Raw genomic sequence first — 14,913 nt, 5'->3', positions numbered from 1 at the left:
CAAATAGTTTAATTAATTCATAATTAATACCTAACCAGTTTTTTATTTGATTATTTTATATCTTTTTATTTCTAAGTTATATTTTAACATAATAATATAAATATAATGTAAATAAATAATCAATTTTTATTCTATTCTTCTGACTTTTTACCTTCCCATTTAGAAAACCAAATACATAAAATTACAAATGCTAAAATTGTTACAAAGCCACACATTAAACCTGTTGATTGATATGCTTTAATTGATTCAACTTTTATATATTCAACCGCTTTAGAACTTGAAAAAGATGACCAAATAGTTATAAATCTAACACCCCATGCACAAGGAAAGTACTGCCAAATACCAGAACCAAATCCAGTTAGTAATAATGCTGAAAGCAACATTTCAACTATACCCACTCCAATTGATGCTCCTTTTCCGAACCTTAAACTTAAGAATAAATGTAATATATATTCGAATAAATTACATCCAATTAAAATTAGGATTGAAGTCATATAAAAGCTTGATGCAAAGTAATCCTCAGATATACCAAGTTTAAAACCTAATACAGACACTAATGTTGCTGCAAAACCAAGACATACTAAGATTATATATTTACTTATAAGAGTAAGATATTTTGGATTAGATGATGTTAACATATGTTTATAATTTCCTGAATAATATTCTTGTTCAACTAACATTGAACACACAACACCTGATAATAAAGGAAAAGCTATTGCTATAACTTGTAAATATAATACTATCTTTAGTATATTATCAGCTCCTGAAACCTTATAATACAATAAAAATAATCCCATTCCCATCAAAGCAATGCAAATGTGCATTAGTATTATAAAATTTCGCTTTAATTTTATTAAATCAGAACAAAGTATTCTTATTAATTGTCTCATATTACTTCACCTCTCTATTATTAAACCAAGCCCTTGTAACTAAAGCAAATAATGCAAATAAAATAACAGATATTAATACTCCTGGTAAAATAACAGCATTATTTAAAAGTTCACTTCCCTCTGGTACAGGAAGCCCATTTGGTAGAATATGCAATACAGCAGCCATTAATCTTGAAGGAATCGAATGTGGAAATACATACCACATTCCTGTGGTTGAAAAAACAGAAACTCCAACAATAGTAAAAAACATATTTATTAAAACTGTAACAAAAATCCCAAATTTTGAAGCTAAAAACATACAAAGAGGAATCTGCCACATAAATAGTAAAACAATTAACATAGTTGCAATAATATTTTGACCTATTGAAATAGTTTCTTTATAGATTATCCCAACAAAAACTACCCCTATTGCAGAAATAATTGATGCTATAAAACAACAAATAATACAATAAAGTATTTTTCCAGTCCAAATATCTTTCATTTCAATTGGTAATGGTAAAATACCACGGTATTTATTTTTTTCATCTTTTAATACTATTAATGAACATATTAAGGTTAATCCTCCGGGAAGAAATGTCCCATACCACCAGTTGAAAGCAGCATTTTGCCCTCCACCTAGTCCACAAAAAAGTATACAAAACACTGGAACTATCCATACCAACTTCATTCCAAAAGTTCCTTTCATCTTTTGAAATTCCACTCTAATAAATCTTTCCATATTACTCCCCTCTCTTTCTATTTTCAGCTACAACTTTCATAAAAAGTTCTTCTAAGTTTTGTTCTTTTGATACTTCTCCTTGATAACCCATTACTCCATTAGAAATTATTCCGATTTCATCTACAATCTGTTCAACTTCAGACAAGATATGGCTTGATAAAATAACTGTAATTCCTTGCTTTGGAAAAGAACGAATCAATTCTCTAAGTTCTTCAATACCAATAGGGTCAAGACCATTTGTAGGTTCATCTAAGATTAAAAGTTTTGGGTGATTTAATAATGCAATAGCAATACCAAGACGTTGCTTCATTCCTAGAGAGAATTGACCTGAACGCTTTTTAAAAGTATCTTTTAAATCGACAGTCTCTAAAACTTCTTCAATGCGAGAGTCAGGAAGACCAAGTAAAGTAGTATGAATTTTTAGATTTTCTCTTGCCGTTAAATTCTCATATATAGCAGGAGACTCAATAAGAGAACCAATATCTGATAAATCCTTTCTAGTCCACTTATGCCCCTCAAACATTATTTTTCCTGAAGTTGGATTTAAAATCCCAGTTATCATTTTTAATAAAGTAGATTTCCCAGCTCCATTTGGTCCTAATAATCCATATATAGAATTATGTTTAATTTCTAGTGAAATATTATCAACTGCAACCTGATCCTTAAACTTTTTAGAAACTCCTTTTACCTTCAAAATATAATTACTCATAATTTTCATCCTTTCTTTTGTCAAACTTATTTACAAGAATCATTCTAAATCATAAATATAAGGATTTTATAAGAATTAAAAAATTATAAAAAAAAGATGTGTTTTTTTAACACATCTTCTTTATCTTAACTCTATTAATTTTCCATTGTAGTATATCTCTACTTCTTCAATCCAAATACTATTATCTTCTTCTTGGATGACATTTTTAATAATATTATTTATAGTATATATTATATTTTGTTCATTCAAATAATCATCCTTCCAAGAAACTCTACTTTTTTCATCTGGTTCTATCAAGTTTATTTTAACGAGATTGTCTTTTTCCTTAACTTCTACTTCCATGTCTAAACCATTAAAATACTCATTTGATAATGTGTCTAAGATTAATCGCAGTTTATCTTTGAGCGTACTTTCTTCATCAATCTGTAAGTACTTTACTATCTTATCATCCTTTGAAATTATCTCTATGGGTATTTTAGTAGTCTTCTTAGAATTAATCATTTTACTAGTTGTTTCTTCTTTGGCATCCTCATCCTTCTTTACAACTGCTGATTCTTTAGAGTCAACTAGCTCAACTGCGCTGATGCTATAATCCATACATGCTGTACTCAATAAAGTAGTAGCAATTATTAAAAAACTTACTGCTATTTTATTCATAAGTATCCCTCTCCTAATTATCTTTCGATACTTATTATACCATAGTATAGATTATATTTTTATACTTTTAAATCAATTTATAAATTATTATAGTAAATTATTTACAGTTCTAATCTATTTGAATTTATTTTTATAGTATATTCTTGTTCTAAATTCGACATATTTTTATTCAAAAGCCCTTTTATTTCTCTCATATTTTTATACTTGTTACTATGTCCTTCACCATGTTCATAAGCAGGTGAATCATCACTATATTCTTCATCACTACTGTAATCTTCATCATTGTTGAATTCTTCAATTACTTCTTTTGACTTTATATCACAATTAAATTTATACTTATCCACTGGTAAATTAAGACTTACCTTAGAATTTGGAACTTCTATATTCAGATGCTTAGCAATTGGCAAATTAGAATACAAATTAAATTCATTATCGTAATGTGAATTTCTACTTATTTTTTCATTTATATTTACATTTTCAGGTATATACTCTTCTGCATTATTGATAAATACATCTTCATAATCTGAAGATATATCTAATGACTCTGATTCTATATTTACATTTTTAACACCTAAAATCGACTTTGTTGACAAACTAAGATTGCTATTAGATATTAAGTTTAAGTTTTCTAGTCTATTTACTTTGTTTTCTGTTATAGCTCTACTAAAACTTCCATAAGAAGTTTTATATGTTATATTATTTGAAGCTACATTATCATATACAAATAAGTACGAACTTATACTTGATGCATTTATGTCTACATTATTTGGTACATATATTATAAGCTCTCTATAATCATGTGAAAACATACTATTTATAGATGTATTTAATAATTGGTCGAAATTTTTAATCTTTTTAATTTTATTTTCAGATTTCCTTTCGCCTTTTACAACTAAAGTCTTATCTTGTAAAGTTACACTGTATTTGTAAAATTCATTATTCCCTCTTGTAGTCACACGCACATCTTCACTTGAACTTTTCTTTATCATAACATTTATATTGTCAACAGATACATCCAACTTGTCAATATTTACTTTTTCTTGATAAAGTTTATTTTCTTTTTTTAATTCAATTTCCTTCTCTAGCCCAAAGTTTATTAAGCTTGGCATAACTAAAATCCCTGACCATGTTGTTCCAATTATGCCTATTACCAATAAAACTGTAGCAAATATGGCAAGTTTCTTATTCATGTTTATCTTCTCCTTTCTTATCATCTATATCTTCAAGGTCTTTATACATCGCCTCAAAATTTATACTATCATCACTATAGTCATCAGTTTCTTTGATACTGTCTTCTTTCATATTGTAGTGGTCATCACTATATAAATCTTCATTAATATTTTTATTCAAATCTTCATCATTTAAAGTATCTTTATTTCTTTTTTCCATCTTTTCATTTGCATTTATATAAATGTTTTTTCTCTTTATCCAGTTTATATAACTGCCTAGTAATTGTTTACCTAATTTTATAACAAACAATAAAATTTGCCATGCTAGTATCTCAAGCCCTATAAATGCTATAGTTGCAAAGATACAAAACATCGCAACATCTGGAACCATTGATATAAATTTAATCACAAATGGAATTGATATAACAAAAGCAATTAATGTGCAAACTAATCCAATAGCAACTGATATAACAGTACATATAAATGCAAATGCTGGAACAATCAATAATAAAGATAATACTACTAATAATGCCTTTATAACTTGTCTAGATAAGCCTCCAACACCCTCTTCTATACTTGGTGTAAGCTTATCATTTATATTTTCTTTTGATTTATTGTACTTTTCCTTAGCTTCATCCTTTAAGACAGAATAACCCTTTTTCATATCCGATTTAAACTTACTAAATTTATCATTTAAAACATCTGTATTTATTATTTTTTCCTCTTCAATGTTTTTTTCTTTAGTCTGTAAGATAAGCTCTTTGGCTATAGATTTTGGTGAACCAAGTGATGCTATTATCTCCATATCACTCTTTCCCTCTATAAGACCATCTACAAAATACTCTTCATAATCTCTCAATATATCATTAACTTCGCTCTCAGAAAAATCTTTTTTTAGATAATCCTTTAAAATTTCAAGAAACTCAGTTTTATTCAAGTTCATTACCTCCCTCATCTTCACTTATTAAAATTTCAACAGCCTTTACAAATTCTCTCCACTCTTCCATAAGATTGGATAAATTTTCTTTTCCTAATGAAGTTATTCTATAGTATTTTCTAGCAGGACCCTCATTAGATTCTAGTATATATGTTTCGAAATACAAATCTTTTGTAAGTCTTCTTAGAATAGGATATATTGTTCCTTCATTTACATCTATCACTTTAGAGATATTATGTACTATTTCATATCCATACATATCTTTCTTAGATATTAGTGCAAGTACACAAATTTCTAAAACACCCTTTCTAAATTGTGTGTTCATATACTCCATCCTTTCTTTAAATACACAGTATTGTGTTTTACAAGGTACTATGTTAAAACTTCTTATATTTTCATAATAACACAGTACTATGTTTTGCACAATAGTTATTTTTAAATATTCTTGTTGATTAAATCCTCCTATAAATGTATAATACTCTAATCAGATATATTTTATGAAAGTGGTGATAAATTGGCTAAAATGAAAGATGATAAAACAATATTAATCTTAACTGCTCAATTTGGTGCTGGACATATAAGTGCCGCAAAAGCGGTCAAAGAATGTATTATTGAAAAATATAGTAACTATAATGTTGTTATACAAAACTTTATAAATGCAAGTATTCCCATGATGAATAAGCCTATGGTAAAACTTTATGAAAACAATACAAAATATACTCCTGGATTATATAATTACTATTATTACTTTAAGAAATCGTTTGATTCAAGACATGATTTATCTCATAAATTATATACACCTAAACTTTCTGAGTATATTGCTGATATAAATCCAGATTTGATTATCTCTACATTTCCACTAGCTGCTGCTTGTGTAAACAACTTTAAGATAAAGAACCCTGATATAAATATTCCGACACTTACAGTTATAACAGATGTTGTAGATAGTATGGAATGGGTTTTTGAAAATACAGATTTGTATTTTGTTCCTTCTCCTGAAATAAAAAATAGATTTTTTCAAAAAGGAATAAATCCAGACTCCATAAAGGTTACTGGCGTTCCTGTAGATAAAAGATTTCAAATTGAAAGTAAAGAACTCTGTCTTGATAAATATAGATTATTACTTCTAGGTGGAGGAAGAGGTCTATTTGATATAGATGAGGATTTTATGCATTGGATAGATGAATTCATTGAAGAACATATTGATTCTATAGAAATTACAATAGTTACTGGTAAAAACAAAAAACTGTACGATAATCTAACTCATAAAAAACCTCTAAAAAATATAAAAGTACTTGGATTTGTAAATGACATGTATAACCTAATAAGAGAATGTGACTTAATGCTAACTAAGCCTGGAGGAGCAACTATATTTGAAGCCATTCAATCACAAACCCCGGTACTCGTAAAAATGCCAAAAGTTGGACAAGAGATTGAAAATGCTAAATTTATAATAGATAAGGGGCTTGGCATGATTTATAGTGATGACCTAGACCTGAAAAACATATTTTATAAGTTAGTATCAAATGAATTTGATTCTATAATAAACTTTATGAAGAAAAATTTAGAGGAATTTAAAACAGTCATTCATCCAGATAAAATTGCTGATTATATATCAGAATTAATAGATAATCATTACAGCTAAATTGTACTATTACAAAATTTCAAACATAAAACTAAGGGCAATCAAGTATGCTTTTACATTTGAGAATTTACTCATAGTACTTACTCATACTTGATTGCCTTTATCATATCAAAATCAAATTATTATCTTAGTATATATTTTTCTTATATTGCATATATAGTTGTTGTATTTCTTCCATACTTCTCTTTAACTCTATTTGTAAATCTGAGGCAGTCTGATAATCTTTATTTTCTACAGCTTCTTTCACCCTAGTAAATAGTGATTCTCTAGTTAAAGTATCCTTCATAATATTGAACTTTAAATCTGATATTGAATTCCAAACTACCTCGTCAAGTGCATCCATATTTTCTTTTGTATGTATCTTGACAATACTTCTTATCTTTTGAATTCCATCCTCTATTATTCTAGTTTTTAATTTCTTTTGCCACTTATCTATAGCTCCAATCTTAAATGACTCTATTATACTATCAGTAAATACATCACCTTGTTTTAAAGATTTTAATTTTGAAGCATATATTTCTAAATTTTTCATATTTTCATAAACTGTAGCTGGTGGAATTCCAAATCTTGCATTTCTTTCTTCCAAACTATAATGTTCAAATACATCATTTTCATCTCTATACGCTCTATCTTTTTCTAAATAGAAACTTTCTTCACCTACATTTTTAGATAACTCTTTTTCAAGTTCTTTTGTACTAAGACCACTCTTAGCTGCTGCTTTTATACCATCCAACATCGTTTGATAACACCCTGCTATTACTAAATACGTATTAGATAAAGGGCTTGGTGACCTTAACTCGAATCTTATAGTCTTTGGATTTTTCATATCTCTTATTAAACCAACGAGTACTGACCTATTTCTTGATGGAATCTCATAACTATGCCCCAGAGATGTAACTATACATACAGGTGCTTCAAATCCAGGAACTAGTCTATTAAATCCATCATTGGAAGCCGTTACAATTGGATTTAATACTTCATAATTGTAAAGAAGTCCCATAAGAGCTCCATATCCCAATTCACTTAGATAGTCTTCTTTTAAATCTTTTGGAGCAAATAGGTTTTTTATACTTCCATCCTTTAGCTTTGCACTTACTCCTACATGTGTATGTCCACCACTTCCTGCAACTCCATGAATTGGTTTTGCTTTAAATGTAACTTCTAGTCCATGTGATGTAAATACATCTTCTATAACATCTCTTACTAATAATTCATTATCTGCTGCTTGTAATGGTGTAGAAAACTTCCAAGAAACCTCTAATTGCTCCATAGCATGGTTTGTCTTTCCATCTATACTAATAGAACTTTGTATCCCTCCAACCTCTTTGTGAGCCATCTCAGGGTTTACACCTAGTTTTTGAAGTATAATTAAACTTTGCTCTAAGCAAGTTCTTATAATACCATGAGTTCTTTTCCAGTATTGTTCTTTTAAACTTTGTGATACATATAATTTTTCCAAGTCAGCTTTATCCTCAGGAGTATTAACCCAGAACTCAAGCTCTGTAGCTGCTGTTAACATTATTTCTTCTATATCATCTACTGAATTTATTCCTATGTTATTTATTACATGTGGATATTCTCTAAATATTTCGTACATTGATTTTTTAAAATACTTATCTGCTTTTTGAAGTACTCCTCTAGAACATACTTTTTTATTATCATGTATCAAAAATGCAGGTATCTTTAATGTTCCAACAGGCAAACCTACTTCTTCATCTATATATTCCATATTATAATCTACATACCAATGACAACTTTTATCTGGCATTAAGTCTACTTTTGCATTATTCAATGTAGCTATATTGTAAAGCTCAACACTAGAACCATCAGTCTGTATAGCTGATTCCAAAAACTTATCTATATCTTCTAAAAATAATTCTACAGGAATCTTTTCATCTGTTGCATTTCCTCCTAAGTCAACTCCCATTAAGGAAACAAATCTTATATTTTTATTACTTTTTAGGATTTCTCTTATTTCTTCATTAGTATGTTTATCTTTCTCTATTACGTATAATAGACTATCCATTTTTTCACTCTCCCATAATTTTTATGTAAAATTTATTTTGTTAAATACAAGATAAAATTCATTTTCCCTTACATTTATGAATTTTCCTTGCAAATCATTCGTGTTTTATTCGTGTTTTTATTTATATTATTATATATCAAGTACAAAAAGTTCGCAATATTTTTTATTGGAAAAAATATTATACATACAATAGTTTAACATTTTTATAAATATGGGGTATACTAAAATAAAAGTATTTTTATTTGAAAATTTTATTTTGTTTATAATATAATCTATAAATAACAGCAATAATAAAAAAATTTAGGAGATAAACTTTATGGAATACATAATTTTCGATTTGGAATTTAATCAAGGATTTGATAAAAAACTCAATAAGACTGCATCCAATGAAAAGTGTCCTTTTGAAATTATACAAATAGGAGCAATTAAATTGGATTCTAAATTTAATATAATAGATACGTTTAATAGTTATGTGAAACCTACAATTTATAAAGAAATACATCCCTTTATTAGTCGTATGACTAATATTAAAGATTCTGATTTTAATAATTCACCTATCTTCCCAGAAGTTTACAACAATTTCATAAAATTTATATCATCCCAAGACCCTATCTTATGTGTCTGGGGAGCAGGAGATTTAAAGGAATTATACAGGAATATCAATTACCATAAACTACCATCAAATTCATTACCTAAGTCTTATATTAATATACAACAACATGCATCTAAATACTTCAATAATCCAGCAGGAAAAAGTATTGGATTACAAAATGCTATTTCTATATTGGAACTTGATGAAAAAATGTCTTATCACAATGCCTTAAATGATGCATATTATACTGCTAAAGTTTTTATTAAGATATACAATCCGAGTATAGTGCCAGATATATATCTTTATACGAGCATCAAACCTAAAACTATAAGATATTCTAATAAAAAAAGAGTTGACTATGATAAGTTATTTGACGAGTTTAGGAAAATTTTAAATCGTGAATTGACTAAAGACGAAAAAAAAATCGTTAACTTAGCTTATAACATGGGAAAAACGAATCAATTTACATTAGAAAATGCTAAGCAAATAAAAAATAAATAAGGTTGATTTAGGTTAAAAATAGGCATGTAGATTAAAAAATATTTAGCTTTAAATTTATATCTACAGCCCAATTTTTATCCTGATTAATCTTTATTTTATCTCCAGTTCAACTGGACAATGGTCTGAACCCAATACTTCAGTGTGTATATCTGCACTTATCAATCTATCTTCTAGCTTTTTAGATGCACAAAAATAATCTATTCTCCACCCTGCATTATTTTTTCTTGCATTAAATCTATATGACCACCAACTATAGACTCCTTCTTTATCGGGATTAAAATATCTATATGTGTCTATAAACCCACTATCTAATAATTTAGAGAACTTCTCTCTTTCTTCTTTAGTAAAACCTGCATTTTTCATATTATTTTTAGGATTTTTTAAATCTATTTCTGTATGTGCAACATTCATATCTCCACACACAATCACAGGCTTATGATTGTCTAATTCAATTAAATAGTCTATAAAGTCGTCTTCCCATCTAGTTCTATATTCTAATCTTTTTAGTTCAGTTTGAGAATTTGGTGTATATACTGTAACAAAATAAAAATCTTCAAACTCTAAAGTTATAACTCTACCTTCTTTATCATGTTCTTCTATATTTATTCCATACATTACTTTTAAAGGTTCTTTTTTTGTAAATATAGCAGTACCTGAATAACCCTTTCTCTCAGCATAATTCCAATATTGAAAATAACCTGGCAAATCTAACTCTATTTGCCCTTCTTGTAATTTAGTTTCTTGTAAGCAGAATACATCTGCATCAATTTCTTTGAAAAAGTCCAAAAATCCTTTCCCAACACAAGCTCTTATTCCATTGACATTCCATGATATAAATCTCATACTATACTCCTCACCTAAACAGTAAATTTATTGTTATTCTTCATTTGATTTTATTTTAATAGTACCATACTATAATTTTATCTAAAAATTACTATTTACTTAATACCTAAAAATACATGTTTTAATCAATTTTTAATTTTTTTGTTAACTCTTCAGGGCTCATTGAAGAAACATACATGTTCGTTCCAAGTTCAAATCCTCCAAAATTATATTTTCTTGGAATTATGTGCATATGAACATTAAAATACGATTTTGTTTCAATCTTTGTTGGATGAGTGTGAATACATAAGTTAAATGGCATATATCCATTGATATTATATAGTTTCTTAAACAACCTTTCAAATATTGTAGAAAGTTCCTTTATATTATCGTCATTTAACTCGCCAAACTTTATCTTATCTTTAAGTATTATTCTTACTTCTCCACTATACTTAGTTGCATATGGTATAAGTACCAAAAAAGCTTCTCCATTATAAATAACTCTTCTATTTAAATTTATTTCATTTTCTATTAAATCATCATATAAAGAACTTTTATTGCTATCATAATACTCTTTTGAAACTAGCAACTCATTTGTAATTTCAGGGGGAATAAAAGACATAGACAATATTTGAGCATGTGGATGCATCAAAGATGCCCCTGCCTTTCTCAAGAAGTTTTTGAAAATACTAACATACTCTATTTTATCATCTTTCGACAAATCTCTAAATCTATTTCTATACATAAAAAAAACATCTTCAAATTCTTTTTGACTCATGTTATAAAAACTACGATTATGTTTATCACTCTCTATCATTACTTCATGAACACCATATACATCTCTTGCCATATCATCAATTATAGGAAATTTATTGTAGATAGATTTTACAAGCCATCCTTCTTCACCTTCTATTTCAAATAATGTATCAGTTGCATAAGTTTCATTTCCTTTGCAAAATGGACATTCTTCATCATATTCATTAGTTTCTTCATCTTCATTTGGTATATCTGCTGTATCTAAAGGTCTTTTTAACCTATCAGTAGCAAATATAACAACATCATTGGTAATTGGATCTATTCTTAATTCTTTCATAATTAACACCTCTTAGTTAATAGCCTTTAATATAATTATATGATATTTATCGTATCTGTTAAATAAATTTATAATATTTTTTATAATTTTGCATATTTATTATTATCTATTTTTGTCTAGAGTTGAAAGATTATAACTAGAAAATTACTATCATGTATCAGAATATTATCTTACCATAAATTAATTTATGAATTCATAGTTTATTGGCATAAATACGGGTATTTTACTATAATTTGTTAAAAGTTTATTTTAAAACTATATTAATTTTTTTTGATGATTTTTACCCATAAGTATGTTATTATTATCTTGTAAAGATGTCTTGTATTCAAACATACAATTTGCATAATACAATATGCGTATTTAAATTAAATAGGGGGTATTAAAATGAATTATTCAAACAGAGTTCGTGCAATGCAAGCCTCTCCAATCAGAAAACTTGTTCCATTTGCACAGGCAGCAAAAGATAAAGGAATCAAAGTATATCACTTAAACATAGGACAACCAGATATAAAAACTCCTAAAGGTTTTTTTGATGCTGTTAAAAACTTTGATAGCGAAGTCTTAGAATATGCTACATCAGAAGGTATTCCAGAATTATTAGAAGCACTTCAAAATTACTACAAAACTTACGATATGAATTTTGAAAAAGATGAATTATTAGTAACTAATGGTGGTAGTGAAGCTTTACTTTTCACTATGATGGCAGTTTGTGACCCAGGAGACAATCTATTAGTTCCAGAACCATTCTATACTAACTACAATGGGTTTGGTCAATCTGTAAATGTAGAAGTTAATGCTGTTACAACAAAAGCAGAAAACGGTTTCCACCTTCCATCTAAAGAGGAAATCTTGTCTAAAGTAGATGATAAAACTAAGGCTATAATTCTTTCTAACCCAGGAAATCCAACTGGTGCAATTTATACAAAAGAAGAACTTAATATCCTAGCTGAAATAGCTAAAGAAAAAGATTTATGGATAATAGCAGATGAGGTTTATAGGGAGTTTGTTTATGATGGGCTTGAGTACACAAGCTGTGGTAACTTAGAAGGTGTACAAGATAGAGTTATAATAATAGATAGTGTTTCTAAGAGATACAGTGCTTGTGGTGCTAGAATTGGTTCTATCGCTTGTAAAAATAAAGGTCTTATCGCTCAAATACTTAAATTATGTCAAGGAAGACTTTGTGTTCCTACATTAGAGCAAATAGGAGCTGTTGAATTATATAAAACTCCTGTTTCTTACTTCAAAGAAGTTAATGAAGAATACAAAAAAAGAAGAGATGTATTGTACAATGAATTAATGAAAGTTGAAGGTGTTATATGTAAAAAACCAACTGGTGCTTTCTATATAGTTGCTAAATTACCAGTTGAAAATGCAGAAGATTTCACAATCTGGATGCTAAAAGAATTCAACAAAGACAATGAAACAGTTATGGTTTGCCCTGCTGAAGGATTCTATGCTACTCCAGGTTTAGGACGTGATGAAATAAGATTGGCTTACATCCTAAATGAAAAAGACCTTCATAGAGCTGCTACATTATTAAAAGAAGGTTTAGAACAATATGTAGCTTTACACAAATAATTTTTTAAAATTAATTTATATAAATTTAATGATATAAAATATCCCCTTTTCAGATATTATTTGAAAAGGGGATACTTCTTAATTAATATATTAATTAACGCATTAATTAAAACTTAGACTTGACTCTTTTTCATTTTCTTTATATAGTGTTGGCCAGTAATCTTTATTTACTTTAATTAAGGCATCTAAAACTTGTCTTGCCTTAGTTGGAGAGATTATAGTTCTATTTAATGTTAAAGATAAAAGAGCTTTCTCATAAGATTGTTCAAAGTACGCATCAACTGCTAACTTTTCATAAGCTAATTGACCTTCTAACATTCCCTTGTAGAATGTTGGTATATTGCCTACATGTAAAGGTCTAGGTCCATTTTTGGTAAGAATTGCAGCTACTTCTACCATTGCATCATCAGGTAAATTATTGATAGCTCCATTGTTTTCTGTTATAACTATAGCTATTTGGTGTTTGTTATGAGCTATTGCTTCTGCAACTTCAACTATGAATTCTCCATGAGCATCATTATGCACTAAATTAGAACCTATAGATGTTCCTTTTTCTATGACAGATTTACATTCTTCAAATACACGCTTTTCTCTTCCATTCATGACTTCTCTTGCTCTAGTACAATTTATATCTGATTTAGCTACCTTTTTATCAGGATATAGATAATACTGTACATATGTATTGGGCAAGTAATCTGGTACATCTTCTAACATATCTTTAACCATTCCATAAGTATCTAGCCAAGATTTATCTCTTTGTTCTGCATCAACAGGTTGGAAGCCAGAATTTGCTACTAAAGCTTTTATCTTAGGTACTAAATCTTCACCATTTTTATCATACAAATGTGTAAACCATCCAAAGTGATTTAATCCAAAGTATACAGGCTCAAATGTTCTTGAGTCCATATCTAGTAATCTTCCATAAGACCTTAATAAGTTAACTGGTTGGTCACACATATTAAGTAATTTTTTATCATCTGGAAATACCCTTTTCAATGCTTCTGCAACAATAGCAGCAGGATTTGTGTAATTTAAAATCCATGCTTTAGGAGAGTATTTCCTTACAGTTTTAACCATTTCTATCATATCACCTATAGACCTTAATCCATAGGCAAATCCACCAGCTCCACAAGTTTCTTGACCAACTAGTCCAAATTGTAGAGGAATTTGTTCGTCTAATTCTCTCATCTTAAGACCACCCGTTCTCATTTGAACAAATACGAAATCTACATCTACAAATGCTTCATCTGGATTTGTAGTATATTCAAGTATCGCTTTAGGATATTCTTCTTTAAATAATATCTTTCCAAATTCACCTATTAACCTTTGACGCTCTTCTACTACATCTAACATCGTTACCTTATCTAGAGGAAATCTATCACTCATTTTACATAAAGACTTTAAAAGTCCTGGAGTCCAAGTGCTACCTCCTCCAACTATCGCTATATTATATCTTTTTTTCATTGTCATATTAATCACCCCTGTTTTTTATTAACTAACTTTGTAAGATGATTATAATATATAAAGTTTTCTACATGAATACTTTTAGGTAATAGTTAAAAATAGTTCAATT

General features: G+C 28.2%; 14 protein-coding genes. 3 read left to right on the top strand and 11 right to left on the bottom strand.

Going from position 1 to position 14,913, the window contains the following annotated elements:
- Positions 1–131: 131 nt before the first annotated feature.
- The 7 genes from JJC02_06420 to JJC02_06390 all read right to left on the bottom strand — a co-directional run bounded on the left by JJC02_06420 (position 132) and on the right by JJC02_06390 (position 5,405).
- Positions 132–890: a lantibiotic immunity ABC transporter MutG family permease subunit gene (locus tag JJC02_06420; protein UDN55806.1), complete on the bottom strand. Its 759-nt coding sequence runs from the start codon at positions 888–890 to the stop codon at positions 132–134.
- A 1-nt stretch (position 891) separates the two neighbouring features.
- Positions 892–1,608 carry a lantibiotic immunity ABC transporter MutE/EpiE family permease subunit gene (locus JJC02_06415; GenBank protein ID UDN55805.1) on the bottom strand — a complete coding sequence of 239 codons (717 nt, stop codon included), beginning with the start codon at positions 1,606–1,608 and terminating at the stop codon, positions 892–894.
- Between the two features lies 1 nt (position 1,609).
- Positions 1,610–2,317 (bottom strand): lantibiotic protection ABC transporter ATP-binding protein, encoded by a 708-nt coding sequence (locus JJC02_06410; GenBank protein ID UDN55804.1) that lies wholly within the window; start codon positions 2,315–2,317, stop codon positions 1,610–1,612.
- Positions 2,318–2,437: 120 nt separating this feature from the next.
- Positions 2,438–2,974, bottom strand: a complete 537-nt coding sequence (locus JJC02_06405) for a hypothetical protein (GenBank protein ID UDN55803.1) — start codon at positions 2,972–2,974, stop codon at positions 2,438–2,440.
- Between the two features lie 101 nt (positions 2,975–3,075).
- Positions 3,076–4,164: a DUF4097 family beta strand repeat protein gene (locus tag JJC02_06400; GenBank protein ID UDN55802.1), complete on the bottom strand. Its 1,089-nt coding sequence runs from the start codon at positions 4,162–4,164 to the stop codon at positions 3,076–3,078.
- Positions 4,157–5,086: a DUF1700 domain-containing protein gene (locus JJC02_06395; protein ID UDN55801.1), complete on the bottom strand. Its 930-nt coding sequence runs from the start codon at positions 5,084–5,086 to the stop codon at positions 4,157–4,159. The genes JJC02_06400 and JJC02_06395 overlap by 8 nt, the downstream gene beginning before the upstream one ends.
- Positions 5,073–5,405, bottom strand: coding sequence for a PadR family transcriptional regulator (locus JJC02_06390; GenBank protein UDN55800.1), 333 nt, complete (start codon positions 5,403–5,405; stop codon positions 5,073–5,075). The genes JJC02_06395 and JJC02_06390 overlap by 14 nt, the downstream gene beginning before the upstream one ends.
- A 198-nt stretch (positions 5,406–5,603) precedes the next feature.
- On the opposite strand from JJC02_06390, the gene JJC02_06385 reads away from it, so the two are divergent.
- Positions 5,604–6,725 carry a galactosyldiacylglycerol synthase gene (locus tag JJC02_06385; GenBank protein ID UDN55799.1) on the top strand — a complete coding sequence of 374 codons (1,122 nt, stop codon included), beginning with the start codon at positions 5,604–5,606 and terminating at the stop codon, positions 6,723–6,725.
- Between the two features lie 127 nt (positions 6,726–6,852).
- On the opposite strand, the gene JJC02_06380 is transcribed toward JJC02_06385, so the two are convergent.
- Complete coding sequence (locus JJC02_06380; protein UDN55798.1) at positions 6,853–8,751, bottom strand: glutamine synthetase; 1,899 nt, start codon at positions 8,749–8,751, stop codon at positions 6,853–6,855.
- Positions 8,752–9,067: 316 nt separating this feature from the next.
- On the opposite strand from JJC02_06380, the gene JJC02_06375 reads away from it, so the two are divergent.
- Positions 9,068–9,844 (top strand): exonuclease domain-containing protein, encoded by a 777-nt coding sequence (locus JJC02_06375; protein UDN55797.1) that lies wholly within the window; start codon positions 9,068–9,070, stop codon positions 9,842–9,844.
- Positions 9,845–9,934: 90 nt separating this feature from the next.
- On the opposite strand, the gene xth is transcribed toward JJC02_06375, so the two are convergent.
- Complete coding sequence (gene xth / locus JJC02_06370; GenBank protein UDN55796.1) at positions 9,935–10,687, bottom strand: exodeoxyribonuclease III; 753 nt, start codon at positions 10,685–10,687, stop codon at positions 9,935–9,937.
- 121 nt (positions 10,688–10,808) lie between these two features.
- Entirely contained in the window at positions 10,809–11,759 is a 951-nt protein-coding gene (gene galT, locus JJC02_06365; protein UDN55795.1) for a galactose-1-phosphate uridylyltransferase, read from the bottom strand.
- A gap of 384 nt (positions 11,760–12,143) precedes the next feature.
- On the opposite strand from galT, the gene JJC02_06360 reads away from it, so the two are divergent.
- A complete protein-coding gene (locus tag JJC02_06360; protein UDN55794.1) occupies positions 12,144–13,340 on the top strand; it encodes a pyridoxal phosphate-dependent aminotransferase in 1,197 nt (398 codons plus the stop codon).
- A 102-nt stretch (positions 13,341–13,442) separates the two neighbouring features.
- Here the strand turns inward: JJC02_06360 and JJC02_06355 are convergent, their stop codons facing one another.
- Entirely contained in the window at positions 13,443–14,804 is a 1,362-nt protein-coding gene (locus JJC02_06355; GenBank protein ID UDN56387.1) for a 6-phospho-alpha-glucosidase, read from the bottom strand.
- Positions 14,805–14,913: the final 109 nt, after the last annotated feature.

Origin of the sequence: Clostridioides sp. ES-S-0054-01, assembly GCA_021561035.1 — a bacterium.
GTDB lineage: Bacteria > Bacillota > Clostridia > Peptostreptococcales > Peptostreptococcaceae > Clostridioides.
The sequence above is the reverse complement of the archived record's forward strand: the minus strand, read 5'-3'. Positions and strand labels throughout refer to the sequence as shown.

Excerpts from the sequence above, each read along its gene's own strand:
- JJC02_06360 (UDN55794.1), top strand. The coding sequence starts at position 12,144 with ATGAATTATTCAAACAGAGTTCGTGCAATGCAAGCCTCTCCAATCAGA.
- JJC02_06405 (UDN55803.1), bottom strand. The coding sequence starts at position 2,974 with ATGAATAAAATAGCAGTAAGTTTTTTAATAATTGCTACTACTTTATTG.
- JJC02_06410 (UDN55804.1), bottom strand. The coding sequence starts at position 2,317 with ATGAGTAATTATATTTTGAAGGTAAAAGGAGTTTCTAAAAAGTTTAAG.
- JJC02_06385 (UDN55799.1), top strand. The coding sequence starts at position 5,604 with ATGAAAGATGATAAAACAATATTAATCTTAACTGCTCAATTTGGTGCT.
- JJC02_06395 (UDN55801.1), bottom strand. The coding sequence starts at position 5,086 with ATGAACTTGAATAAAACTGAGTTTCTTGAAATTTTAAAGGATTATCTA.
- galT (UDN55795.1), bottom strand. The coding sequence starts at position 11,759 with ATGAAAGAATTAAGAATAGATCCAATTACCAATGATGTTGTTATATTT.
- JJC02_06355 (UDN56387.1), bottom strand. The coding sequence starts at position 14,804 with ATGAAAAAAAGATATAATATAGCGATAGTTGGAGGAGGTAGCACTTGG.
- JJC02_06415 (UDN55805.1), bottom strand. The coding sequence starts at position 1,608 with ATGGAAAGATTTATTAGAGTGGAATTTCAAAAGATGAAAGGAACTTTT.
- JJC02_06375 (UDN55797.1), top strand. The coding sequence starts at position 9,068 with ATGGAATACATAATTTTCGATTTGGAATTTAATCAAGGATTTGATAAA.
- JJC02_06380 (UDN55798.1), bottom strand. The coding sequence starts at position 8,751 with ATGGATAGTCTATTATACGTAATAGAGAAAGATAAACATACTAATGAA.
- JJC02_06420 (UDN55806.1), bottom strand. The coding sequence starts at position 890 with ATGAGACAATTAATAAGAATACTTTGTTCTGATTTAATAAAATTAAAG.
- xth (UDN55796.1), bottom strand. The coding sequence starts at position 10,687 with ATGAGATTTATATCATGGAATGTCAATGGAATAAGAGCTTGTGTTGGG.
- JJC02_06390 (UDN55800.1), bottom strand. The coding sequence starts at position 5,405 with ATGAACACACAATTTAGAAAGGGTGTTTTAGAAATTTGTGTACTTGCA.
- JJC02_06400 (UDN55802.1), bottom strand. The coding sequence starts at position 4,164 with ATGAATAAGAAACTTGCCATATTTGCTACAGTTTTATTGGTAATAGGC.